17 protein-coding genes are annotated in these 25,222 nt (G+C 43.3%); 3 read left to right on the forward strand and 14 right to left on the reverse strand.

Annotated elements, in window-relative coordinates:
* Positions 1 to 104: 104 nt before the first annotated feature.
* Together ASD24_RS05630 and ASD24_RS05635 are read right to left on the reverse strand one after the other, a co-directional pair.
* Complete coding sequence (locus tag ASD24_RS05630; protein WP_056692858.1) at positions 105 to 3,149, reverse strand: sensor histidine kinase; 3,045 nt, start codon at positions 3,147 to 3,149, stop codon at positions 105 to 107.
* Positions 3,139 to 4,320 (reverse strand): response regulator, encoded by a 1,182-nt coding sequence (locus ASD24_RS05635; RefSeq protein WP_235540403.1) that lies wholly within the window; start codon positions 4,318 to 4,320, stop codon positions 3,139 to 3,141. The genes ASD24_RS05630 and ASD24_RS05635 overlap by 11 nt, the downstream gene beginning before the upstream one ends.
* Before the next feature lie 242 nt (positions 4,321 to 4,562).
* Between ASD24_RS05635 and ASD24_RS05640 the strand changes: the two genes are divergently transcribed.
* A complete protein-coding gene (locus ASD24_RS05640) occupies positions 4,563 to 4,769 on the forward strand; it encodes a DUF2536 family protein (RefSeq protein ID WP_056692865.1) in 207 nt (68 codons plus the stop codon).
* Positions 4,770 to 5,080: 311 nt separating this feature from the next.
* Here ASD24_RS05640 and fic read toward each other — a convergent pair whose 3' ends face one another.
* From fic to ASD24_RS05665, 5 genes are all read right to left on the reverse strand, one after another.
* Positions 5,081 to 5,698, reverse strand: coding sequence for a protein adenylyltransferase Fic (fic, locus tag ASD24_RS05645; protein WP_056692868.1), 618 nt, complete (start codon positions 5,696 to 5,698; stop codon positions 5,081 to 5,083).
* Between the two features lie 784 nt (positions 5,699 to 6,482).
* A complete protein-coding gene (locus ASD24_RS05650; RefSeq protein ID WP_056692872.1) occupies positions 6,483 to 8,348 on the reverse strand; it encodes a leucine-rich repeat domain-containing protein in 1,866 nt (621 codons plus the stop codon).
* 510 nt (positions 8,349 to 8,858) lie between these two features.
* A complete protein-coding gene (locus ASD24_RS05655; RefSeq protein WP_056692875.1) occupies positions 8,859 to 9,548 on the reverse strand; it encodes a response regulator transcription factor in 690 nt (229 codons plus the stop codon).
* Positions 9,549 to 9,552: 4 nt separating this feature from the next.
* The gene (locus tag ASD24_RS05660) at positions 9,553 to 11,703 is read right to left on the reverse strand and encodes a sensor histidine kinase (RefSeq protein ID WP_056692878.1); all 2,151 of its coding nucleotides are present in this window, start codon (positions 11,701 to 11,703) and stop codon (positions 9,553 to 9,555) included.
* A gap of 191 nt (positions 11,704 to 11,894) precedes the next feature.
* Positions 11,895 to 15,893 carry an S-layer homology domain-containing protein gene (locus tag ASD24_RS05665; RefSeq protein WP_056692881.1) on the reverse strand — a complete coding sequence of 1,333 codons (3,999 nt, stop codon included), beginning with the start codon at positions 15,891 to 15,893 and terminating at the stop codon, positions 11,895 to 11,897.
* A 482-nt stretch (positions 15,894 to 16,375) separates the two neighbouring features.
* Here ASD24_RS05665 and ASD24_RS05670 point away from each other — a divergent pair, with 482 nt between their 5' ends.
* The gene (locus tag ASD24_RS05670; protein ID WP_162248927.1) at positions 16,376 to 17,215 is read left to right on the forward strand and encodes a helix-turn-helix domain-containing protein; all 840 of its coding nucleotides are present in this window, start codon (positions 16,376 to 16,378) and stop codon (positions 17,213 to 17,215) included.
* A 221-nt stretch (positions 17,216 to 17,436) separates the two neighbouring features.
* On the opposite strand, the gene ASD24_RS05675 is transcribed toward ASD24_RS05670, so the two are convergent.
* From ASD24_RS05675 to ASD24_RS30915, 3 genes are all read right to left on the reverse strand, one after another.
* Entirely contained in the window at positions 17,437 to 18,063 is a 627-nt protein-coding gene (locus ASD24_RS05675; RefSeq protein WP_056692886.1) for a type 1 glutamine amidotransferase family protein, read from the reverse strand.
* A gap of 108 nt (positions 18,064 to 18,171) precedes the next feature.
* On the reverse strand, positions 18,172 to 19,134 hold the full coding sequence (locus ASD24_RS05680; RefSeq protein WP_056692888.1) for a helix-turn-helix transcriptional regulator: 963 nt from the start codon (positions 19,132 to 19,134) through the stop codon (positions 18,172 to 18,174).
* A 270-nt stretch (positions 19,135 to 19,404) separates the two neighbouring features.
* Positions 19,405 to 19,701 carry a hypothetical protein gene (locus ASD24_RS30915; protein WP_235540405.1) on the reverse strand — a complete coding sequence of 99 codons (297 nt, stop codon included), beginning with the start codon at positions 19,699 to 19,701 and terminating at the stop codon, positions 19,405 to 19,407.
* 436 nt (positions 19,702 to 20,137) lie between these two features.
* Between ASD24_RS30915 and ASD24_RS30920 the strand changes: the two genes are divergently transcribed.
* Entirely contained in the window at positions 20,138 to 20,386 is a 249-nt protein-coding gene (locus ASD24_RS30920; protein ID WP_082560294.1) for a hypothetical protein, read from the forward strand.
* A gap of 383 nt (positions 20,387 to 20,769) precedes the next feature.
* Here the strand turns inward: ASD24_RS30920 and ASD24_RS05695 are convergent, their stop codons facing one another.
* The 4 genes from ASD24_RS05695 to rlmD all read right to left on the reverse strand — a co-directional run bounded on the left by ASD24_RS05695 (position 20,770) and on the right by rlmD (position 24,673).
* Complete coding sequence (locus tag ASD24_RS05695; protein WP_056692895.1) at positions 20,770 to 21,771, reverse strand: hypothetical protein; 1,002 nt, start codon at positions 21,769 to 21,771, stop codon at positions 20,770 to 20,772.
* Positions 21,772 to 21,775: 4 nt separating this feature from the next.
* Entirely contained in the window at positions 21,776 to 21,958 is a 183-nt protein-coding gene (locus ASD24_RS05700; protein ID WP_056692897.1) for a hypothetical protein, read from the reverse strand.
* Between the two features lie 377 nt (positions 21,959 to 22,335).
* Entirely contained in the window at positions 22,336 to 22,617 is a 282-nt protein-coding gene (locus ASD24_RS30925; protein WP_235540407.1) for a hypothetical protein, read from the reverse strand.
* Positions 22,618 to 22,903: 286 nt separating this feature from the next.
* Positions 22,904 to 24,673, reverse strand: coding sequence for a 23S rRNA (uracil(1939)-C(5))-methyltransferase RlmD (rlmD, locus tag ASD24_RS05710; RefSeq protein ID WP_056692902.1), 1,770 nt, complete (start codon positions 24,671 to 24,673; stop codon positions 22,904 to 22,906).
* Between the last annotated feature and the right edge of the window lie 549 nt (positions 24,674 to 25,222).

The following is a 25,222-nucleotide window of genomic DNA, read 5'->3' on the forward strand; positions in this document are numbered from 1 at the left end:
CGACATACTTCGACCTATTTAAATAAAATGTTATCTTTTCAACACATACCAAAAAGCCCCATCGCAAATGCGATGGAACCCTTTGGTATAACACTATTTTCACATTAAGACTGCAGATCTGGAATACGAAAGGCAACACTCGTTCCACGCCCTGGCTCGCTCGCGAGCTCCAGTGAAGTCCCATATTCAAATCTCAGTCGCTTATTGATATTCCGCAAGCCTACGCCGTGCTCACCATTCGATTCATTTTGTTCCAGTAGCAGATCTATTCGTTCAGGAGAAATGCCGACTCCGTCATCAATTACAGTGAATAGCCAACCCCCTTCGGATCTCTCTGCTTTCAATTCTACGGTTCCGCCTTCGATTCGAGCTCCGATACCATGACGAATGGCATTTTCAACCAATGGTTGCAACAGCAACGGCGGCATCTTCGAGCGATAAGCATCTTCCGGGATATCATATTTGAAGCTGATCCGATCCCCGAACCTGGCTTGCTCAATCTCCACATACGTTTGAATAAGCTGGAATTCCTCATCAAATTCAATACGTTCATCTGTATTGCTGAACCGGAAGCTCCCTCGTAAATAATCCGCCAACGCAATAATCATGTTCCTTGCACGCTCCACATCAGTATAACTGGAAGACACGATACTATTGAGGACATTATATAGGAAGTGCGGCTTGATCTGTGATTGAAGGAATGCTACCTCCATATGGACTGCCCGTCCCAGCGACTCCTTCATAGCAAGCAAACTTCCAATTCGCGCCTTTAGTTCTTCCAGATCAAATGGCTTGGGCAAATAATCATTGGCTCCCACCTGGAATGCCGCCACTTTATCCTGCGGTTGCAACGCTGCTGTTACCATCAGCACAGGCAAGTCTAGCAGCGAGTACCGCTTGCGAATTTCAAGACATACTTCATATCCAGACATCCCAGGCATCATCAGATCAAGAATGACTAGGTCAATTCTGCCCGGCTGGTCGATCTGTTCAAGCGCTTCATATCCATCTTTGACCGCAATAACACGATAATTGAGCGATTGTAACGCATCCAGCAAAACCTTCAGGTTCACATACTGATCGTCGACAATCAATACCGTCCGCTGCCCATCGGGATTCATAATATATGGTGTTGAGAATGAATATTCCTTTTCCAAAGGCTGAGCATAGGATGTAGATGAAGGAACCCATGGGTCGCTATGTTGTAATGCCATCGGCAGTGTAAACGTAAAGGTTGTGCCAACTCCCAACGTAGACATGACAGCAAGCGTACCTCCCTGCAGATCGATTAGTTGCTTCGCAATTGGCAGCCCAAGCCCGAAGCCGCGTTTCCGTGTTTCCTCCGTGGATTTGAACGGCTCGTAAATATACGGCAGATTCTCCGGGTCAATGCCTGCACCTGTGTCCCTAACTTCGAATTGGAGCAACCCTCCGTGTTCTTTCCCCGTGACAATAATCGTTCCATGCTCCGTGTGCTTGATCGCGTTATCGAGCAAATTACTGATGACTTGGCTTATCCGATTTTCATCAGCTTGCGCGAGAGGGAAATCCGCTGGAACTTGATTGACGAGTTGAATGTCCTTATCTGTACAGAGATAGGCGTAGAAACGTATCTGAACTTCCACGACAGAACGCACATCCACTGGTGCAAGTACGATCCTGAATTCTCCCTGTTTCAGTTTGGACAAGTCCAGAATGTCATAGACGAGCTGAGATAGCTTTCTTGTCACCTCAATCATTAATTGTAGCTTTTCTCGTTGCTCTGCTGTAACTGGATTGGCAACATCATCGAGCATGGATCGTGATATGTTCATCACGCCATGCAAAGGCGTCTTGAATTCATGCGAGGTACGCGCAAGAAAATCGTCCTTATGTTTGTCTGCCTCCAGCAGTTGCTCGGAAAGCTCCTCAATCCGCTGAAAAGCATTGGAAAAGCGAAGTGACATTAACAGCGCAAGCATGAGGAGCACAAGAAACGGCTCAACTGGCGCAAATGAATAAATGGGTACTCCGAAATATACGTTCAAGTTCTGGTTCAGGATCATTGCGTTCAAAGCCATAGCCGCAACGGCAAGATACCAACTGCCAGCTACCTTATGTAGAACTGCGTGAACAAACACATAGGTTGCGTACAACAAAGCTAACATGACATATAGTGACGTCACGAGACGCAGCAGCCCTGTTGTAAGCTGTGTAGCGAAGCCCAGATGCAGGAGGAGTAAACATGTCCCTGTAACCAAGCCTCCTTTCGTGAGCCATTTATGGCTGTAGGGGCGGAATGCGGTATATACATACAGGAAAAAGCCTACGCCTACCCCGACTGTCACCACCATTTGAATCCGGAAATAGAGCCAGAATGGGAGTGGCCCAATCACATCAAACAGCACCCTCTCACCACTGACACTTGTAAACGCCGCGATAAACAAACAGACGAGTCCAAATACGACAAGAGAAAGGTCGTTCCTCCGCTGAGAAAATAACCCGATAAAGTAGAGACCCATAATTAGAAATGCAGTCAATACCACCCAATCATGTGCAGTCGCAAGATCCCGAATTCTTGAAATCTGATCAGCCTTACCCAATTGAATAGATTCACCAATTCCACTTGCAACGCGAAATTCGTGGTTGGCGACCTCGACGAGAATATCGTTCCACCCCTGTTTGAGTGTGAAGTAGCTAACATAAGGCTTATTGAGTGCCCGATAATCCTCTTCCAGATCGGGATCTCCGCTGGAGCCTACGACTTGACCATTGACGATAAGCCTATTAGAGATCAGAACGGCTGCCGTTTTGATCCCATATACAACACTGTCATCATCTATTAGAACCCTCAACCGGTATGTAGCTACGCCCAACGTATCCATCTGCTTGGCCCAATAACCAGGTACTTGAATCAATGAAGGTGCCTGATCTGCCATACGCTCTGAATCAATTGGGTGGCTGAAGAGCAGTCGATGGGGATAAAACTCCCATTGTCCATCCAACCGAATGACACCGTTCTCTTCAAATGCCCAATCGGTCAAGTCCATCGTTCCATTGTTTGCAATGGGCATCGTTTTTTTATTCACTGTGAAATATGTCAGCAATAACCCGTAAGTGGCGAACAGCATCGCTATTGTAATAAGCGCTGCAATGATTTTACGACTCATTGGGATGCGCACTCTGTCTTTCCATCGTTTGTCGAACCAGTAACATAGTTTCCTCCTCTAATTCTGTGCCAAGCTGAACGCATACAGCCTGTTCCAGCTGCAAGCATACACGGTATGCCTCGCTCCGGTTACCAAGCTCCAGATGCAGTCTGATGAGCGCGCGGCCGTCGATCTCGGAGTCTGGGTGTAGCTTGAGTAGCCGCTGTAAACTATCCGCCGCAAGCGAGAGCTTTTCTTGGCTACGGTAATACCTATTCCATTTACGAAGAACACGAGCATACAATGATTTGATCTCCAACTGTCTGGCAATCGCCCAGTCAAAATTGCATCCATCCATATAATCGCCGGTGTACATCTCGTTCATCTGATTGTAATGCTTCTCTTGCATATTCTCTTCTTCCAATATTTGGTTGAGCAGCGTCTCAAATGGAGAGACATCTATTATGATATCGTTTAGCTCAGCAGAGAAACCCTGATTTCCTTTGCGAATATGGATGGGAATGTCCTGATCTGTCAAGCTTCTCCGAAGATAAGAGAGACAAGTATACAAATACGATTTGGCTTTGTCGAGGTCATACCCCGGCCACAACGCTTCAATAATGACGCCAGCATTCACACGCTTACCTTCATGATGAATCAGAAATGCGCACAGCTCTCGCTCTTTTTTGGTTCTCCAAACCACTTCTTCCCCCGTCTTAAGCGGTGAAACGATGTGAAACCCTCCAAGAGAATGAACCGACGGAACAGGAGCCTGATTGGGCTGCACTGTGTCTGCTTCTTTGTAAAGGTTTTTGGTTATCCGTGCAACTGTATTCTCTAATCTGCCTGCCGTAAAAGGCTTCAGCAAATAATCCGTAGAATCGATCTCGAACGCTTCCAGCGCATATTCCGCGTAGGCTGTCGTGAAAATGATGGGTAACTCAGGAGAGATATTTCTAATGCGACGCGCAGCTTCAGTCCCCTTCATACCTGGCATCTGGATATCCAGGAACACTGCATCGACCATCGTTTGGCTTAGAGCATCAATTGCCTGGATGGGATTGAGATATCTGCCCGCTACTTCGACATTCCCCACTTGACCAAGCAATATTTCGAGCAAATTCAATGCATCTTCTTCATCGTCAATTAACATGACACGTATCATTGGCTTCTGATCTCCTTTTCGGTTCATGCTAAAGGCTAGGGCTTCGAGTCCATGTTCACATTCGATGATGATTTATATATTTATCGGGCGGGTGGCTTCGTCTCATTAGATTCTTTTGGTTCTCTGTGACCAATGCGATCCCCGAACAACTAAGTTCTGCAGTTCATTTTTTGTGTCATTACTCTTGTCGAACTGGAGAAGCTGCTCTAAAATGAAGCTCGGCAGGCTCTTAACCTGCAATTAGATTTGAAGGAGGCGCCTGAAGATATATGGAAATTTCACTGGATATGATCAAAGACAAAGTTGAGTGCTTGCAGGCTTATGACCTCAATGAACTAGAGCGTACGATTGAGGACCGCATCGGAATCAACAAAGCGCTGATGCTACGGGTGAAGCAAGTTCAGCATCAAGTGACGTACCACCCAATTCTCAACAAGATGTTATATAGTGCCGTTGTGCATTTTGCCGTAGATTGATGGGACATAGCTAAGTCGATGGGAACAGCAAAACCCGGATTGATCTACTCAATCCGGGTTTCCTCTGTTTTGTGATAATACTCTTTTTCAATCTCTTAGTCTCAAGTTCAGCAATTTCTTTTCGATCTTGCTCTAATAGAAATCGTAGTTGGAATTAATACATCGTAAGATAAGTTAGTTGGTAATTCTATGACGGTATCAGGATAGTTTTTATCAATTAGATTTGGCGAATGGTACCTTCTGCAACATGCAGAATATAATTTCCAACCAGATATAGCTCCCAATGCTTGATAGATATGCTATTGCTCCATTTACTGTTCGTTATAGAGATCTTCTGTCTTATACACGTAATAACCCTCGTAATGGTAACTCGCATCGATGCCTTTCATATAAATCTCACGGTCATTGATCTGATCCGTAAGTGCTGCTTGAAGTAGAACCTTGATCTCGACATCTTTAATAGGACTTCTCTCCATCGCAAGCAGATAGTCTTCTTTATCAACCTTACTCCAATCGATAACTTGCCTGATTTCCTTTTTCAACATGCAATCAAGCCATATTCTTGCACTTCTCCCATTTCCCTCTCGAAAAGGATGAGCCACATTCATCTCAACATACTTTTCGATGATTTCCTCGAAGGTGGATTGCGGCATTTTGGAGACATTCTCAAGCGCAGCTTCAAGGTACATCACAGGTGCAAATCGAAAGCCACCCTTGGCTATGTTAACCTCACGCACTTTTCCGGCAAAATCATATATTTCTTCAAACAAACACATATGAATATGGGATAATGCCTTAAATGTTCCGATTTCTAACGTATCCAGCAAACCCGTCTCGAATATTTCAATCGCTTTTTTCTTACTGAGTTTTTCTTCCACACGAGCAAGCTCCGCAGAATCGGTAATACCTAACTTGTTTTCCAAAGCCATAGTTTAACCTCCGATCAAACAAACATTTGTTGAAGTTAGCTTGTGCTGATGCAGAATGATAGCGCCATGGAGAATGCACCATGTTGAGTGGTATGTGCAATTTCTGCATATACCACTTTTTCATCGAGCTCCCAGTATCAAAAATGCTCTTCAAATGATGGGAAATCGATGTTCTGTCAACATCTAACACTTCCCATAATAACCTTTTGATTGGCCCATATCATCTCGTCTTCACAAGAACTTCTACTTTCTCATCCCCATCATACATCAAAAATTTGATTTCTTTCATCAGGATCTCCCATCTATGCACATGATTAAACCTTTTAGACTTTATTAGCTTTCAACCAATGGGTCTGCCAGTCCAGTTTATAAATCGCATCACAGAATCCATTGTGACACTTCATTTTAGATAAGTATCTTGTATAAAAGCTACGAATGCCTCCACAGATAATGAATGGTAATTTGGTCCATCTTCATGTATCTCCCCAATATCCATAACTTTAGCCATTGCTTCTTGAATCTTAAACATAAACTGTAAAACACATAAATAGAGACATCGTGCATCCTTGTGTTAAAAAGGAGTTACCGTATTGAAGCAAGTTCAGCATCAAGTGACGTACCACCCAATTCTCAACAAAGTGTTATATAGTGCAGTTGTGCATGTTTCAATGGATTAATGGGACAGAAAGTCTTGCTAACAGACAAAAACCCGGATCAGGCTTCCATGCCAGTCCGGGTTTCTACATAAATGCATAGGACTAAACCTCAAACGATTTACCACAGCTTAATAAACGTTAACCCTGTCCCCCAAGATCGTCTTGTTCTGAACTGGATTACCCGCGATGTATACCTTTCTTAAAGAGGTAAGCGTACTTAGCGGGTTGAGATTGGATATCGCATTATTCTCTACGTGCAGAATCTCCAGTTGTTTCCAACGTTTTACGAAATCAAGCGTTTGGATGGAACTGTCCTGTAGAGTAAAGGAACGTATTCCTGTTAAACCTGTCAGGTAGGGCGTTATCCGTTCCAAATCCTCAACATGATTGTTATCGAGTGAGAAATACGAGTTATTCAGATTCAATTGTTCCAGTACGCCGTTATCATAAGGAGCTTCTCCCTCCAGCTGGAACGTACACTCCAAGCATTCAAGTGATGTAAGATTCGATAGTTGAAAAAGTTCCCGAGTTTCCCCGTAAAAGGATGTCTCGCTAGCGTTCAATATGCGCAGCTTCGGCAGCCGATTCAACGCCTTCACCTGAGTAAAGCTGCCTGATTCCAGCAATGAAATCTCCGACAGCTGCGGAAACCGTATTAAATCGCCGCCACTGATCCCGTTGCTGTTCAGATTAACGGTTAAGTTACGAACAGCTGGCGCATGAAGGAGCGGTACGAAGGAGGAAGGCAGCACCAATTCCGTTACACGGGGGAGATTGAGCTCTGGCGCCGTGCTGTAGTAACCAGATACCACAAGCGAAGACAACGAACTCAGGCTGTTGATTACTTGCAGCGTCTCTTGTGCTCCTGCATCCGCAAGCTTCAGCCTGGTGAGTGACGCTTTGTTCCGCAATGGCTCTAGACTGACAAGGCTGACCTGATTTACATCGAGGGTATGTAGCTTAGGCATGCTGGTTACAAAGTCGAGCGTCCTCAAATTCCGCACGTTGTCAAACGTTAACTCTTCCATTTGGCTGAGTGCATACAGACTGCTGAAGTCAGTCGCTTCACTGGTGCCGATACTTAATGATTCCAGAGAAGGAAGCGTGGACAACCAGCCCAGATCGTCTATAGTTGTAATCGCAAGTGAACGGAGTGGTAGCTGCTGCAGTATTTGAAAATCGGTAACCGATTCATCAACGTATGTAATGCTTAAATTCTGTAGATTAGAAAATTCAAGTAATTGCGCCATCTCTTCATTGCTGCGTATCTGAGTCGTTAATTGCTGAATGCGGCTCTTATCGCCGAAATAAGAGGCGAACACATGGAACGATTCATTGAAGCCAGACGAATAACTTTTCAAATTCTTCATATGACTGAAGCTCATGTCTCTCGTCTGGGTTATTTCATACTCCCCATTTAAGTCCAGCCCCGTCAGACCCGAAAACGCTTCGAAGTCCTTCTGCTCCATTCGCTGGGTATTCAGCACTTTATCTGTCACGACATATTCTTTCCATTCTGGCTGCTCGTTTGTGAAGGGATCGTCGAAGCTGTACCTGAACCGCCATCGGTCATCCGCTTTATCCACGGATAAAAAACGGATGCTGCCAAGTTCCTCTAACGACGGCATAGCCTCCGTTTTATCAAAGATGTCTCTCAAGAAGAGCTGCAGCACCTCGCTTTCCGGCTCTGTTCGTACAACATGAGATTGGCTTACCCCTCCTCCACTTCCCTGATTGGCGAAAATCCATATAAAATAGACGGAAAGAGCAAGAACCAGCAAACCCGCTAGCAAGCCGTTCCGTTTTGGTTTTGACCTGGCAGGTCTGGTTGGAACAGCTGTCCCGTGATAATGGTGGACGGATTGATCTACATGGTATACGTTATTTTCCTGGAGCAGCAGTTCCGTCTCACAGAACGGACATTTGAACAACCTTTCCCCTTTAGGCTCTATCTTACCATTGCAATTCGGACATTTCAGTTGAATAAATGCCACGGGACACCTCCTGCATTTGTAAAATTAAAGTTCTTCTCTTATACGCAGTAATCCAAAGTAAGTAACAAGCGCTTTAGAGCGAAATTGTCCGTTTAGACACCTTAGAACAGTCTAGGAGTCATCACCACTAACGGGAATCAACTAAATTATAACACAGCCAGACTTAATCTAGATTCGACTCATATTTGATGTTATGTCCCTTATCTTGTAATGCAAAAAAGAGCTGTCCAAGCCATGTCTACGGCTTTGGGACAGCTCTTTCTTCTGCTACTTTGCCTTTAAAAATCTACTTTAATCTAGTTTATGCTTCATTACAACGATTTGACCTGAAGCTTCTTCTCTGAAAATCAATAGAAACGAAAATTAGGCATGGTCTCCTCCTTTCGTAGAAAACGCCCTAAATATAAAAAAATAGCGACGTAGGGATTCAACTCCCTTACGCCGCTATTTTCAATGAAATCTGTCTTTCCTACCTATCTTTACGAATCTTTACTTGTAATTTCATGCTTGTTACGAACTATTAGCAACCAGCATGTATCCGCTCCCCCGAACCGTAATGATCCGCTCAGGCTCGGCTGGGTCATTCTCGATTTTTTTGCGTAAATTACTAATGTGTACTGCGACTGTTCTTGTATCCTCCAGACTTTCCATGCCCCAGATGATTTGAAACAATGTATCGACACTGATGACACGATTCACGTTTTGTGCCATGTAGGATAGCAGACTGAATTCCTTTTTGGACAAAAAGACCGCTTCCCCGCCTATGTTGACAGACTGTGTATAGAAATCCAGGGTCAGACCGGGCAATTCTAGCAGTTGCTCCCTTCTGCCTGACGACACTCTACGAAGGTGCGCCTTGATCTTGGCCATGAGCACACCTGGACTGAACGGCTTGGTCACATAATCGTCGCCACCATAAGTTAATGCGTTAATCTTCACTTCGTCTTCCTCCTGGCTGCTCAGGAAAACAATCGGCGCACTGGTAAAATTACGCGCATTCCTGCACCAATCAATACCGTTCTCATTAGCCAGCAATATATCCAGCACAATCAAATCCGGCTCAAACGTTGTAAGCAGCTTCATCGCTTCCGTCCCGCTATGACTGAAGGTGGAGATAAACCCCTCCCTGTCGCAATATACCTGAACAATCTCGCATATATGGGGATCATCATCGACGATCATTATTTTGTAAGTATCCATCCTATCATCCCCTTCCTGCCCTCTCAATACAAGGAAGCGTTACATAGAATGTCGCTCCCAACTTACCGTCACTCTCCGCTCGAACTGTTCCGCCCTGTGCAAGTATGATTTCTCTGCAAATGGCTAGCCCCAGTCCACTACCCTCATTGCCCTTATCCAGCCCCGGTTGATCGTATCTGTAGTTACGTTCGAAAATTTGCTCCAGCTGATCCGGAGGAATACCTATTCCAGAATCCTGTATGCTAATGATCGCCTGCCCAGTCTGATTCACCTCGTTCACAGCTAGGGCAATACGCACCTGCCCTCCTCTGGAGGTGAACTTCATGGCGTTCGACACTAGGTTAAATAAGGCCTGATCTACTCTTTTTGCATCCATCTCGACAATAGGCAAGTTAGGTTGTTGATCTTCCACATCTCCGATATCTATTATAAAATCTAACCCTGCATCACGCACTACCAGCTCATACTGTTCATAGAAATGACGCAAGAAGGAAATGATCTGAACCGGCTCCATTCGGTACGAGACTTGTCCAGTCTCCAAATGTGATAAAAAGGATAACTCCTCAATCATACGATTAATCCTGATCGTGTTCTCCCGGATATACTTCAGATACTGTTCATCACGCTCCGGCTTAACCCTATCCTGCACAGCTTCTACGTACCCAAGCATGCTGGACAGCGGCATACGCAGATCATGCGTAATATAGGCGAGTAGCTTCTTCCTTCCTTGCTCGGAGTGAAGTAACCGGTCATACGAAGTACGGAGATCATCATGAACTGTAGATAAGGCCTGCGTGCGCTCCTGCACAGTTCGTTCTAGATTCATGTTCATTTCAACTAGCTTGTCGTTCGCGCTTTGCAACTCACGTGCGATTCTTTCCTCATTCGTTGCTGTCTTTGTAAATCTCGAAGAAAGCAAAATCATCTGAGCGAACGTAAATATTAATAGGCCAAGTGGGGATGTATTTCCGATCACTGACCATCCGTTGTAATATAGAAAATCGTTCACAACCGTGAACAAAGTAACCATCGATACCAGGAGGAAGAGCAATGCGCCCTCCATACGTCGCATAGCTGCTTGAACCAGCCCGACCATCAGGTAAACCATATGTAGAACAACCATTACACCGATTGCCAGCAATAACTTCGTATAAATAAGTGCAGGGGTTACCACAACAAGGATACAGAATGCGCCAGTTGTAACCCGAGTGCTCAGACGAAACCATCGCGACACATAATACGGAAAAATACAATCAAAATACATGGTGATGATATAACCGCTAACACAAAGAATCAGATACTCCATCTTGAACTGCAATTCCCAAGGAAAATGAGGAAACCATTGTGTAATCATGATCTCTCCGCCTAGCAAAGAGCGAATACCGAACAACACAGTGAACAGACCGAAATACAACGGAGCCTTGTCCTTGCGTCGCAACATAAACAACAGCAGATTATATATGCCAATCACCAGCAGGCTTGCCGTGATGAACATGTCTGCGGCGATTTTTAAATTTGTCCTAACCGTTAACACGTTACTGCCACCTAGTTCTATGTACTTGGTGATACCGCCACGCTTATGATTGAAGTTAGCTACTTGCATAACCAGCTCTACCATATCGTTTTCAGGTTGAAAAAATAACAGCTTCGTTTCCAGATGCGGGATCATGCTACCCTTATCCCGACCTACCTCACCAACTTCTGCCAACAGTTCACCGTTTACCCATAATTTGTACGCATGGAAAATGCTAGGCAGCCGCAGAGCAAGCCGCTCATTCCGATCCTGCTCACTCAGTTGGATGATCAGTCGAAAGGTTGCATAACCTGTACCGCTCAGCCGCTCACCCTCTAATGGGTAGCCTAGCCAGGAACTCGGGATACTGATCCAGTGATCCTGATTCCCATCCTTTTCTGAACGAACTCGGATGTCCTCAGGCGACAGCAACTCTTTCCAGTAGAACGTCCACTCCCCTGTTAACTTTTGTGGATTCGTACTGACCTGAACCTGCGTTAAATCCAGAACACCTTCTTCACTTTGGAACTTAGGAGAGTCCGGCACAGAGAGAACAAAGTAACCTACGACGGAGCCAACAACAATAGCCGCAACGATATAAAGCCAGATCGTACGAGAACCCATTCTAAAACTCTCTCTCATTATGTACTCAACCCCAATCTACAAGAGCGCAATAAGTAAGTTGATCCTCCAAATAATATCATCAATACCGCAGAATGTACCCTGCAAATTTCTAGGAGGGGTTAAGAATATACGCCGCTTCGTGACAGATGCTCACGGCAAAAACCACGCCAACAATTGTTAGCGTGGTTCATAATCCTAATACGAATTTCTTATTTGTTATAGAGCCTGTAAAGGAATACCGCAGCTTCTGCTTTGGTTGTGTTTCCTCGCGGGTTGACTTTGTTATTGCTGCCTTCGATCAACCCTTCATTAATTAGGTTAGCTACACTATCCACCGCATAGGGAGCAATTTGGGACTTATCGGAGAATTTCTCCAGATTTGCAGCTGTCCCTTGATTATTCAGCTTTTTCTCAAGTTTCAAGGCTCTTTCAGTCAAAACCATCATGTCCTGCCTTGAGATCTTGTTATCGCCACCAAATCTATCATTGTCTAGGCCATTCACAATACCAAGGGCTTTGGCGATTGCAATTTCATTATAGTAGTAAGCATTCTCCTGTACATCACTGAAATTGCCATTTACCTTTGCGGTCAATCCCAGTGCCCTAACAAGAGAATACAAGAAATCTGCTCTTGTTATATCGGTTGACGGATTGAATACATTCCCTTCTGTCTTGAGAATCTCCTTGGAAGCAAGTACTTCGACTGCATTTCTTGCCCATGTAGTTTTTCCGAGGTCTGTGAATGTCTTGGATACGTAAGCCACCGCGTAACTGTTGAAATGAGTTGTTGTGAAGGTTACCCTATCCGTCTTCGGATCATAACGTCCGCTCGGTAATGTAACCACATCACCACTTCCGTCGATGTCCCATACAACAATCTGTTCGTGATTTTTCTGTTCGTCCGCAGTTGGCTTGTAAGGTAAGGATATCGTTACAGGCGCACTGGGATTATTCCAGACTGTTTCTTTGCCGTCAACCGTAAGCGTAAGCTGTATAAAAGGCCTATCCCCTAGAGCCTCCTTCACTTCTGCTGGGAGCTTCGACTTGTCGCTTTTCGCAATTTTCAGAGTCACTTCCTTGCTACTTTCAGCTATGCCGGTCAACATGTTACCGGTTATTACAACTTCACCTAATTCAGTGGAAAGCGTGAGCTTATCATCCTTTGTTCCACTTGTCAGTGCTACTGCAGGCAAACTCACCTCGTATGCATTCACGCCTTGCGCCACAGGTATATCTATAGTGGCATTTTGCGTTAACAGTTCCTTTGCCTTGGCCAGATCCAGTGTCAGAACAGATGTGGTTCCATTCTTCACCGTTGTCTGCGGGGTCACTGTCTCATTCTGAACAACTGGTGGTGCTGGTGCCGGCGTTGAAGGTGTATATGGATTCGATGGAATTGATGGATTAGACGGGATAGATGGGATAGACGGAGTCTCCGTCTTGCCATTTTTCACTTTTATCGTATACGTATTTACCGTACCATTGGCAGCTGTTACCTCTACATTGATGTTCGTTACTGTACCAGGTGTCAGCGATATGGCTTCGGAAGCTGCACCGCTAGCAACAACTGTACCGTTCACTTTAACGGTTGCCCTGTTGTCCGCTGCTGTCGCAATTACGTTAATGTTATTAGCATCCTGCAAGGAAACAGCGTATTGGGTCGTTGCTGCATCAAAAGTCGGTTGCAGTGTTCCACTACTCAGTGTCAAGCCGCTGAGGTTGAGGTTCACACTCACATTATCCCGGGGTGTATAGATTCCGAGATCACCAAGATCGATTTCATTGCTCTGGATTTTCTCATATTCACCTTCATAGAATTCATCCAGATATGAATGTCCAAGAATGAATCTGTCTGGATTCGCGGCTCCATAGTAGCCGGCATTGGCATTGCTCTGACTGTCAAACAGCACATAGCTTCCCTGCCATCCTGAGCCAGCTACGCCCCAGCTGATAATATGATCGATGTATGGAGAGAACTTGTCGAACATTTTGTACAGCAGCGCGTACTCATAACCCAGAGCATCCGATTGTCTGACATTAAGCGTTGCTGGAGCAACGGCACCACCACCTGGGGTAGTCGTTGGCATCTTAAGGTCAAGTTCTGAATAAGCGATACCGGACAGAAGACCCTGGTCAACGAGAGAAGCATAGAGGGCTACGGCATATTGGTTATCGCTTGCAAGTGTCCTCCCAATCGAATCATGTCCTTGAATACCGATATCTTCGATAAGGGGCCTTCCGTCATATAGTGGATCAGAGAGCCATGCGGTGTTCAGCGCACGAACCATGTTGTATACCGTTCTCGCCTTGGTACGATTAGAAATGTCGTAATCGTTGTAAGTCAGCTTTGGTGGATCGTTAACGATATAAGCGTCAATGCTACCAGCATTGTCGTTGCCATCAAGCTTCATGTACTCGGGAAGGTCAGCGTAATTGGCTTTGTAAGCCTCAGCCATCTGGGTATTGGGTGCCGCGATGTGCGCGTATTTGAACAGCAAGTAAATGTAATGCTCAGAGATATCGCCGCCAATCACATCATCCGACATTGCAGCAAGCCAGTTGGTGTTTTTGAGTGTCTGTCTCCAGCTGTTCGGGTCCTCAGGAATCGTCTCACTGTGACGGCTTTCGTGAACCTCTTCATTGAGTACATCCCATGAATGAAACGGAATTACTCCTCGGGATATGCTTGAGCCATACTTCGTATCTGTAGTCAGGAAGTGCCGCATTACATACATGGTGTGGTTAAACTGCACTCTTCTGGCCATTTCTTTGTCTACTTTAACCATGGTTGTAACACCGTTACCCAATCCGTAGTAATCAGTTGTGCCATTGTATCCCAATGTAATGGTCGCAGGAATCATTTGTCTCATCCATGCAGGAGCTTGGTTATACCATGCCAGAACGTGGCCGTGGGACTTGTACTGTCCGGGAGTTCCGGAATCCCTAATCGCTTGATATGAGCTAGTCGGAAAACTGTATTCTCCTATACCAGGAGTGGTGCTTGCGCCGATCAGAGCCTCGTCAGTAACACTTTTCAACCAGCTTGGACCGCGGGGATGCGTAGCATCGGCTTTGAGATTATTGCCATCGACAAAGATTTCATAATGATTGGCTCTCGTTCCGGTTACTGCTCCGGTTCCAATCGTACCGACCATGAACTTGCCATTGTCTCTATTGTAAATATCCTTTAAAGGCGTTACGGCACTCTGGTTTTCCTTGTTGACTACGCTCGGAAGTGGAACACCGTTAGGATCAGGTTCGGTTATTTTGATATTGCCGACAAGAAGCATACTGGTTTCTGCAGGACGTCCGTTCTCGCCGTGGAGTTCAAGAATGAAGTTAGAGGACATACCTGTGGTAGCAGTAATACTGTGATGCTTCAACAACCAGGTTTCGCCGTTGTAGCTACCAGTCCAGTCGGGGTTAAGGTTGTTATAATCGTAATCTCTGAGGTATGCATCGATGTCCGTGCCAGCATTTCTGATTCTCCACCTCATAAATTTGCCTTGAGCGCTCTTGGGATAGTACACATCAAAATCAATCGTTGCACCTTCAGGAACATTTACACTCGGAGACAAGGGTGATTGAATGGACATTCCGCCGAAGTTGCCTGTCCCATCGTGGACGTAATTGATCTGAAGAACATCAGCTTTACCTTGGGAATCTGCAAAAGGATATGGAATCATTTCAAATGTACCACCAGCAAAGTCAGCAGGAACACGGTTATCGAGTGGTGGATTTTTGGCAGACCAATCATTGGTGGGCTCTGTAATTTTTACAGGTAGCTTCCCCGTACCTGGATCAAGACGAAAATAGGGATCTGAGCCGTCCGATTTGATCGTTTCAGTGAAATTCACTATGGCTTCTTGAAGGCTAGCTATAGCTTCGTCTGTGGGAGTGAGCGCATCACGCGCATACTCAAGCGCATGATCAAGATCTTGAAGTTCATTGGCATTAACCCAGGGAAAAGCTTGATTCACATCAGAGCCATCGCCAGACTGACTAACTTGGAGTGGGAATTCCTGGTTTCCGGCTTTGAGAGCCTCAGCTTGAGCAATGAGATCGTTCAGTTCAACAGTCATATTAATATCAACGGTCAGTTCGTCTTCAGCCGCAGCAGCTGGGATAGGAGTAAATGTAAATATGGAGAGCAACATGATGACTACGAGCATGCGGGAAACGTTTTTTAAACATTTTTCATGGTTCATCTTCGTTTTCTCCTTTTCTCAAGGCAATTTCTAAACTCGTCATAGAGCTGCCCAATAGAATAATATTGAGAGGTTGAGTGTTTGATATCTTATCTTTCTATATTTTCCTTTGATTACGTCATACATGGCTTAACGAACAATACAACACCTCCCTCTGATATTGAACGAAAACAATTTGAAAGCGCATTCACAAAAGTGAATGACTACAAGGTCTCAACTGTCTACAACCTTACGATTGACGAGCAGTTGAATGAAGCTCAGCAATCCGTCACCGACATGTAAACTCTCTCTCTGCCACTCTGAGTTGATGATTGATAATATGATATACACTCCTTATAATTAACTCCATGGATGAAGTCTAGATGCTTTGTATTTTTTTCGAAAGCGGTTACAATAAATCCCCTCCTATAGCTCACGTCTACTCTTTTTTTGGAGGTCTCCAATTCTAGATCACTATGTTGTAACGAAAAATGGAGATGATTATGGACTACAAAGAAATTAATCCGCAAATCGAATATTTCATCAATAGGCGTTCCACTCCGAATTGGATTATTGAAGATGCGACAACGAACTTTATCGATTTATCCTTTTTCACAAGCGGGAAAGCTGTTTACAAAGTGAATGATGAATATGTTGAAGTCAATCAGGGCGATCTCATATGTATTCCACAAGACAGTCGGCGAAGTGCAACTACGGATGCGAACAATCCGATCGAAAGTTTTGCTATTAATTTTCAGTTATATGATATTAAGGGCAATCATGTGGAGCTTCCCTTTCCGTTGATAACCCATATTGGCTTCTCCGAAGAATTATTATCTTTATATAATGAACTGACACTTGTGTGGTTGAAGAAAGAGCCAGGATTTGAAATAAAAGCCCATGCGCTGCTCTTGATGATTCTTCATCAATATTTCAAGCGCTTCTATTATAAAATTAACGTTCAGAACATAGACAGCAGAATCCAGAAAACCATCAGATATATCCTGAACAATCTCCACCATCCGATCAAAGTAGAAGAACTTGCTAATATTGCCGGCGTAACAACCGCATATTACGGAACACTTTTCAAGAAGTGTACAGGCTCTTCTGTAAAGGAATATATTAATAAAATGAAGATTAGCAATGCGGAGAATATTCTGCTTAGCGGTGAGTTTACCGTAATGGATGCCGCATATAAATGCGGCTTTGAAGATATCTTTTATTTCAGCAAGCTATTCAAAAAAATTAAAGGGTATCCGCCCTCCAAAATCCTATTGGATAAAAAGATGAACGAATTGACGGGTCCTCACCAGAACATTTCTTCCAACCTGGAACAGGAGTAAGTAGGGACAAATTATTTCCTCTATGGGGCATCGTGTCTGTTCAAAATCGACGAAGCCCATAGCTGGAATTAAGTTAAGTATCAATTACGTTCTATTACTGCTCGTAGCCTGCAAAATACCCCCACTAATCAAAGAAGGGGCTTAAAACCAATGCATCTTTATCATTAATCTTTCCTTATCAACAATGCCATCGATTCTACATGGCTTATATCCCTATACTGTCATTGGATTGAATTCATTAATTCATAGAAATATGTAGGTTCATGAGTTTTATTAAGACGATACCAAGCATCCAAGGTTGTGGGAGAAAACACATCTAACTCTTTTAACACATGAACGGAAAACTCTAATGGAGCTACTCCGGATGCAGTGATCAATTTCCCATCCGTGACAGCAGATTCCATATTGTAATATTCTTCGCCTGTGTAAGAGGGGCAGATCATTTTAAGGTAGGCCAAATCATTGCTTGTGTGCCGACGTGAATCTAGCAAACCTGCTTGAGCAAGTCCTATGGTAGCACCGCAAATTGCTCCAATGACAATCCCTTCCTCTAAACATATCTTGGCTATTTTTAATATGGGCTCGTGAACAGCTTCTGTCCATGTATTTCCACCAGGTAAAATAAGTGCATCTATGCTTTTAATACTGCATTCATCCACTGTAACTTCAGGTATTATTTTCAATCCGCCCATGGTTGTTACTGGCGTCTTTTCTACTCCAACAGTGACTGTTTTTACTGGAGCCAGCCCCTGTCTAAAGTATCTTCCAGAGTTCAATTCGGCGGTTAAATAACCGATCTCCCAATCGGACATGGTATCAAAAACATAAAGGTATACGGTATTATTCATTTCTAAGTGCTCCTCATAAAGTTATTAGTAACAGCAACCATTCATCTTTCATGAGTGGTTATCATTATAATAAAATAACTTCACTGACAACTGCTGTCAGTGAAGTTATTAAGCTTGATAATATTCCATTAAGTCTGAGGCAACCGCCACAAGTCTCTTCTTTAAATTCTGTGGCTCTATAACGTGAATGGATTTCCCATAGGGAAGAATGATATACGGAACATGTGTATACAGTAAATCTTCCTCAAGTAAAAAAATGGCTTGCGTTGCTGTTCGCTCCTGTAAATGATGCTCCAAAAACCAGTGTAAGCATAAATCATCCAACGCCTCTGCCCTGCCACCAATAATTAAAGAAATTAATCCGGGTTTACCTGCTACATCTGGCAGCAGATTTCCTATAAAAAAAGTACGCGCTGAAAAATCTTTGGGACGACTAAAAGAGAATGGCGTGCGTGTGATGTTCAGAATTCGTTCTACCCGAAAGCTTCGGATCTCATTCCGAAGGTGGCAAAACGCAATGGTGTACCACTTATTATTCCAATTCACCACGCCATACGGGTCAATCACCCTATTTTGCGACTGCTCTTCATGTTTTTTGCGATAACAAATTTCTACAGACTCTTCATTTGCTACAGCAAACTCTAGTTCTTGCAATACCGGCTGAACAGCGGGGTAGCCCTTCCGGTTTATCACTTCAAACCCAGCTAATTGATGGCTAAGTAACCTTTCCTGCTCCTGATTCGAATACATTTTCAACTTGGATGTTGCATTCTCTAATGCTTCACTCAACGGATATCCGGCTTCTTTTGCAAATAGGGCAGCATGAAGCAATGTCTTTTTTTCATCCATACTAAATAGTAGGGGGGACTTAATAAATTTGTGCAGCAAGCTATACCCGCCATTGTGGCCTGAGTCAGATATAATCGGAACCCCACTCGCACATAATGCATCAATATACCGATAAACGGTTCTTATACTTATCTCTAACTTTTCCGATATTTGCTTGGCAGTCCATTTCTCTCCCGAATTCAACATCCATAGAATGGTTAGCATATTATCATTTTTTGACATAAAAAGACCCACCTTTGACTTACACTAAGCTTATTTTGCTCAACGAGGACTGATAAGCCCAGCAACTTGCTTTTCAAACGCATAATACCCAATCTCAGGAGATTGTAGCACACTACATCATTATTGATCGCAGAATTAGAAAAAAATTAATTAATATAGAATCGTTAAAAGACCCAAGCATTAGATGCTTGAGTCCGGATAGAATATGTAAATGTAGGACTATGTAACTCCCTTAAAGCTCAACAGTGACAGATGCTCCCTATCAATTGTTTACTTCCTCTTAGCAGGTCTCCATTTAAAGCCACAGTTCATACAGCCGTTAACAATTTCACTTCTCCCAGCGAATCCGACTAGGATACTTACAGGTAAGGATGTAAACATGGATATCCCGCAAAGAACTCCGATGATTGCTACTATAGCTCCAAATGGCCCATCTCCGGTACTACTTCCACTACTAATTCCACCAATTTCTATTCTTGCATTCGATTGAAAATAAAAAGCTACAATCGTACCAATTAACACTAATAGGAAAGGAAATAACCCCATCCATCCCAGTGTTTTAAACATGTTTGCGAAACTATATCCTCTTTTGTTCGCTACGACTTGCTGTGACTTGCACTTGCGACATACAACAGCTTTATTTGCTGTGTTCGATTGCCTCCCTGCTCCCCCTGTCTGGCTTTCGATAGCCCTGTTAGCTTGGGCGGACGTTGTCCTGTTGGGTTGATTGGCGGTTGATCTTGTAGTACTTTGCACTTCTTTTGACTCCCTCCTGATGCTTTGTTGTAGGTATATTGAACTATTCGGCAAAACTTTCCAAACTCCTCTTTACGTCCTTCATATTTATGTTCGCGCCTTATTAAACATGGAGCACCATTAATAGTAAAGGGTTGATGACTATGAACAGTCAAAGAGATTTATAGATACTTCCAATCTTGAGGGCATTCTGCTATCAGTGATGCATGCTCAAATTGAAAACACTAGTATTCCCATACAATGAGACTTGAGACCAATCGGGAAGCAATTCAGCGACTTAATAGATTCAGAGAAGAAAAAGTTTTGCCATTGTGATTGCAAAATCAGTAAAGCACAGAATGAACATATCCAAGCGGAACAAGGTAAGTCTTCCCAAAGAAAGGCAGAGATTGAAGCCTATTTGAAACAAAAAAAGACACGGAAGAACAACTCCGTGCCTTTTGAGAGCAAATATCTCGCTTCACCGAACTTGACATTGACGATGAACCCGTCTTGAAGCAGGTACTTCAAAGACTGGTTCATAAAATTGAAGTTAATGAAGACGGTTCAATTAAAGCCATACGTTACAATATTTCCCGTCCTCAATCTGGGAACAACAAGGGGCGTAGGACTAATCTCGCTCCTTCCATTTTAACAAAGCCACCGACTCCACATGACTTGAGTGTCGGTCACTAAACTTTTGGCTTAAAGAAAAGCAGAGGGAGGGGCAAATCTGTAACTGATTTGCGGTATCCCGTCTGCTGTAACTTCTATTCTTTCCACCAATCTATGAAACATATCGGAAGTAAGGTCTTTAAATTTCATGAACCTTTGTAGTTCTTCCTTCATCGGAGTAATCCAACGTCCAGTCCTTTGGAATTTCATAGTAAACAGTATCCATTAATCAAGACTATAATTGAAATCAGTCTTTGCTTTTATTCCAAAGTGACTTCCAATAAAGTGTTCAGTTCCGATAAAATCAACTTTATATTTGTTAGTGTATCTATTATCCCTTATATCTTGGTAGTTTAATGTAATATATATTGAAGGAATCAGCAATGGCCGTTGAAGTTTCTTCTTATCATAATAATCTTTCATATGTGTAAAATCCTTATCAGAAAGCATAATGAAATTATTTATATTATAAATACTAGATATAATTAATCCATTTGCCTTACTATTTAACGGTAAGGGTATCCCCTCTTCATTTTCAATATAAGCAATTTGCTCGCTTTGTACAAATTCATCCCCACTATAATCAATTTGTTCTACTGGATTCATAAACATCCACAATAGATTTCTATCCGTTACAAAGACATCTTCCTTTAAAATTTCAATAATTATTTCAATATTTTTAGCATACCCCATGCCAGTGTTTACTATAGCAATATTAAATAACTGAGATAAGGAAGGAAAATAACTATAATTTTTAATATCATCTTTTTTATTAACTTTCGAATACTTTTCAGGATAATATAACAAAGATTCCTCACTATCAAAAGTTATCAATAAATGTGGCTTTATACGTTCATTTTTTTCTTCAGAAAGAGACTTTTGTAATTCTTCACTTATTATCTTTTTAACCTCCGTGGGGAATTTATCTATCTTTAGATTCATTTCATTATTAACCCCAAGAATTGCCCTTGTCGCATCATAAATCCTTTCTGTTTTCCAATAAATATTGTTATTTTGTAGTAACCTACGAATTTCAATATCTTGTTGAAGATTATTTTGTAAAGTAACGGTGAAAAACCTAATAAAATCAGTCTGAATCGAAGACGTAATGCCATAACCCTTCAAGTCTATTTCAACGAAAGCTAGCTCTTTCACAAACAAATTACTTGACACAAGTTCAAGTAGTGAATTATTTCCTACTATTAATTTTATTGTCTCCTCAGACATCTCATCATTTTTTTATAAACTGACTAATGCACAAATCAATTGCTTTTTCAAAAGCAATTCTGATTCTAGTTTCAATGCTTTCTTTTTGCAATTGGTTTAAACTTTTGATTACATTTTCTTTAAATATGTAATTTGTTACAAAACCCGTTGCTGAACTAGCTAATTTACCAATTGTTAAGAGTTCCACAGTCACTGACTCCTATTTCATTGTAATTTTTCTTTGCACCTTAATTAAAAAGCATACAATTACACATGTCTAACATATCAATGTTTCATATTAACAACAAAAATCAATTTAAAGCTTACTCGTTTTTTAAATTGTTGTTTATTAAGGTTTCTAGCATGTCTGCTGTTTCCTCTGCTAGAATACCTCTTGTTATTTAATTTGAAGTAAACCAAGAAGACCTAAAACCTCCATTAGTTGTGAACATATTACCGGATAAGCTATGAAAGATCCCCCCCCCCTAGTATGTTGATAGAAAACTGACTCGTTCTCTCTATAGTATTGTCTGATTGGTTCGATAAATCCAATTGCATTAACCATAAAATGATCCTCTGCCAGTCTTAAACAATCTTCTGACCACTTTGGTATAGACCCGATATCATCAACGCATGTACCATTGCTCGTACTGGAAAGAGACTGACGTATGTTGCCGTAGCTAACCTATTTGTATTTATTAACTCATGAGTGAATAGTCTACACTCTAAAATTACTCCGAGAAAGGAACGTTTATCCTTAGATAAACATTTATCTATCCATCTTTGGGAATATTGATCTAATTCCAAAATCACATCAAATGGTATAATAAACTTCATTTCAATTTTTTCAGGTTCTTTGTCTAACATAATTTCATCAGTACTTGTCCTCATACGAGCTGGCTCTTCATGACTAACTGTCCCTATTCCAGACAATAGTTCATTCTTTTACGACATGAATGACCTAGTGGTTTCTAGGAAGTAATATATAAAGGCATCTTCATATTTAGGAAGTGCGGTAATATTCTTTGCTTCGTGCTTTAAATTTAGTTTTTCCATAACTACACCATCCAATATAAATTAATTCCATTATACATTTTATCCCTACAAAAAAAATAGCCCCTCATTAGAGGAGCTACAACACCGATGCATCTATTCAATCGTTTCTCACCAACAAAGCTACAGACTCCACATGTACGGTATGTGGGAACATGTCCACCGGCGTTACCTCTACTGTGCGATATCCACCATCCTCCAGCACACGCAGGTCACGTGCCAACGTACTTGGATTACAACTCACATACACTACACGCTCCGGCTTCATCTCCAGAATGGTATCAAGCAAGCGCGGGTCACAGCCCTTACGCGGTGGATCAACAACGATGACATCGGCTTCGATACCTTGCTCTTTCCAACGTGGAATCACGTCTTCAGATGCGCCAACTTCGAACTTCACGTTCTTCATTTCGTTCAACATCGCATTGCTACGCGCATCCTCAATAGCTTCAGGCACAATTTCAACCCCATATACCTGATCCGCATGCTGTGCGAGGAAAAGAGAGATTGTACCGATGCCGCAATAGGCATCAATAACGGTTTCTTTGCCGCTGAGTCCAGCGTACTCCACCGTTTTCCCATACAGCACTTCCGTCTGAACCGGGTTTACTTGGTAGAATGAACGAGCTGAGATCGCAAATTGCACATCGCCAATAAAGTCATAGATCACATCACGGCCCCATAGGACACGGGTTTCATCACCAAAGATCACGTTTGTCTGTTTCTTGTTCACGTTCTGGCAGATACTCGCCACATGCGGAATCGCTTCACGGATACTGCCAATCCATTCGTCCTTGTACGGAATATCTCGACCATTGGTAACGAGCACGAGCATCATCTCGCCGGTACGGAACGCCTTTTTCACAACAACATGACGCAACAGTCCACGGCCTGTCTCTTCGTTATACGCACTAATTCCAAAATGACTGCCGATCTCCTTCACCTTCGCAACCACTTCATCGTTGTGCTCATGCTGGATGAGGCATGTCTCCATGTCGATAATCCGGTGGCTACCTTTGGCATAAAATCCACCCACTAGTCCACCTTCGGTTACACCAATGGGCACCTGTGCCTTATTGCGGTAACGCCAAGGCTCGGTCATGCCCATCGTTGGGAGTACGCGAATACCCTGCGCTGTGTCTTCCTCGTTCATGACACCCTCAAGACGCAGACGAATACGGTTGCTTTCGTTACTGTTGGCATCTGAAGCAGCCTGTCCAGTTGTCTCATTTGCATCCTGTTCCGACCGTCCTGCCAACTTCGCTACATCAACTGATGCATCTTCCTGCAAGTTGGATGCTAGTGTCTCCGCGTTCTCCACCATCACATTCAGCTTACCAATCCGCTGCAAATTATCCACCACGAGCTGGCGTTTCCACGCAAGCTGTCCAGCATAACTCATATGCTGGATCTGGCAGCCGCCGCACTGATCATAAATTGGACAAGGAGCGGATACCCGATCCGGGCTCGCCTTAACGATCTCTAGAAGTTTGGCGTAACCATACTGCTTCTTGGTTTTCATCACGCGTACGCGTACGGTCTCACCCGGAAGTGCCCCTTGTACGAAAAGGGTATACCCCTTGGCACGGCCCACACCCTCACCATCATGGTTCATGCCAGTAATGTCGATGACCGTCTCTTCATTTTTGCTTACAGGCAATCCTTCGATTGATGCTGATTCACGCACACGCCCCTGCGGACGAACGGTAGAGAGAGATGCGCCTTGTGGCCGCGTCCCTTTCCCTTGCTGACGTGTAGATGGACGAGATGATTGACTCGACTGACGGGACGCTGAAGCGTTCCCTTGCCCCTGAGAGGCAGCCGAATTCCGGCGGTTTTTTCCACGACCGCTGCGGTTCGTATTAGACAACGTACATTCACTTCTTTCTTCTTAATATATAATTCCACCGCCCATGCAGACAGTGGTTTAATCCATGTATGGTGGGCATGTTCAGGTCCACGAGCCAGCCATAGTTCACTGACATAGTTCGCTGATAAGTTCACTGACACTAACTCAACTCTAACGAACCCTAGACACCTTATTCACATCAAAAATAACGTTCCAAAATTCTAACGAACTTCAGAGACGTTATTTCATTCTACAATGGTGTTTCCATATCTTTTTGGGTCATTTCAGCCTATATAGCGACACTGAGATTCGTTAGAATTCTAGTTCTACTCATTTCGGTAAAATAAGGCTTCCTGAGTTCGTTAGCACGAACCCCATGAGATTATACGTGATCTCTGCAATCGCCGCAACTGGAAAAGCCCTACGATGAAGCACTCAGTCTATCGACTCATGCATGTAGCATCTTGCTAAACAGAAGAGTGTTTCCTACCGCTTGTAGCTCTAGCACACGGTACCTCAATTCATGATAGCGGTGGTCAGCACTTTTCTCCGTATCTGGATTGAACCCCG

Origin of the sequence: Paenibacillus sp. Root52 (assembly GCF_001426865.1) — a bacterium.
GTDB lineage: Bacteria > Bacillota > Bacilli > Paenibacillales > Paenibacillaceae > Paenibacillus.

What these genes read in the sequence shown, in the direction of transcription:
- ASD24_RS05695 (WP_056692895.1), bottom strand. Translation starts at nt 21,771, where the DNA reads ATGTCTGAGGAGACAATAAAATTAATAGTAGGAAATAATTCACTACTT.
- fic (WP_056692868.1), bottom strand. Translation starts at nt 5,698, where the DNA reads ATGGCTTTGGAAAACAAGTTAGGTATTACCGATTCTGCGGAGCTTGCT.
- ASD24_RS05665 (WP_056692881.1), bottom strand. Translation starts at nt 15,893, where the DNA reads ATGAACCATGAAAAATGTTTAAAAAACGTTTCCCGCATGCTCGTAGTC.
- ASD24_RS05640 (WP_056692865.1), top strand. Translation starts at nt 4,563, where the DNA reads ATGGAAATTTCACTGGATATGATCAAAGACAAAGTTGAGTGCTTGCAG.
- ASD24_RS05660 (WP_056692878.1), bottom strand. Translation starts at nt 11,703, where the DNA reads ATGAGAGAGAGTTTTAGAATGGGTTCTCGTACGATCTGGCTTTATATC.
- ASD24_RS05655 (WP_056692875.1), bottom strand. Translation starts at nt 9,548, where the DNA reads ATGGATACTTACAAAATAATGATCGTCGATGATGATCCCCATATATGC.
- ASD24_RS05675 (WP_056692886.1), bottom strand. Translation starts at nt 18,063, where the DNA reads ATGAATAATACCGTATACCTTTATGTTTTTGATACCATGTCCGATTGG.
- ASD24_RS05680 (WP_056692888.1), bottom strand. Translation starts at nt 19,134, where the DNA reads ATGTCAAAAAATGATAATATGCTAACCATTCTATGGATGTTGAATTCG.
- ASD24_RS30915 (WP_235540405.1), bottom strand. Translation starts at nt 19,701, where the DNA reads ATGTTTAAAACACTGGGATGGATGGGGTTATTTCCTTTCCTATTAGTG.
- ASD24_RS05670 (WP_162248927.1), top strand. Translation starts at nt 16,376, where the DNA reads ATGGACTACAAAGAAATTAATCCGCAAATCGAATATTTCATCAATAGG.
- ASD24_RS05635 (WP_235540403.1), bottom strand. Translation starts at nt 4,320, where the DNA reads ATGAACCGAAAAGGAGATCAGAAGCCAATGATACGTGTCATGTTAATT.
- ASD24_RS30925 (WP_235540407.1), bottom strand. Translation starts at nt 22,617, where the DNA reads ATGTTAGACAAAGAACCTGAAAAAATTGAAATGAAGTTTATTATACCA.
- ASD24_RS05630 (WP_056692858.1), bottom strand. Translation starts at nt 3,149, where the DNA reads ATGAGTCGTAAAATCATTGCAGCGCTTATTACAATAGCGATGCTGTTC.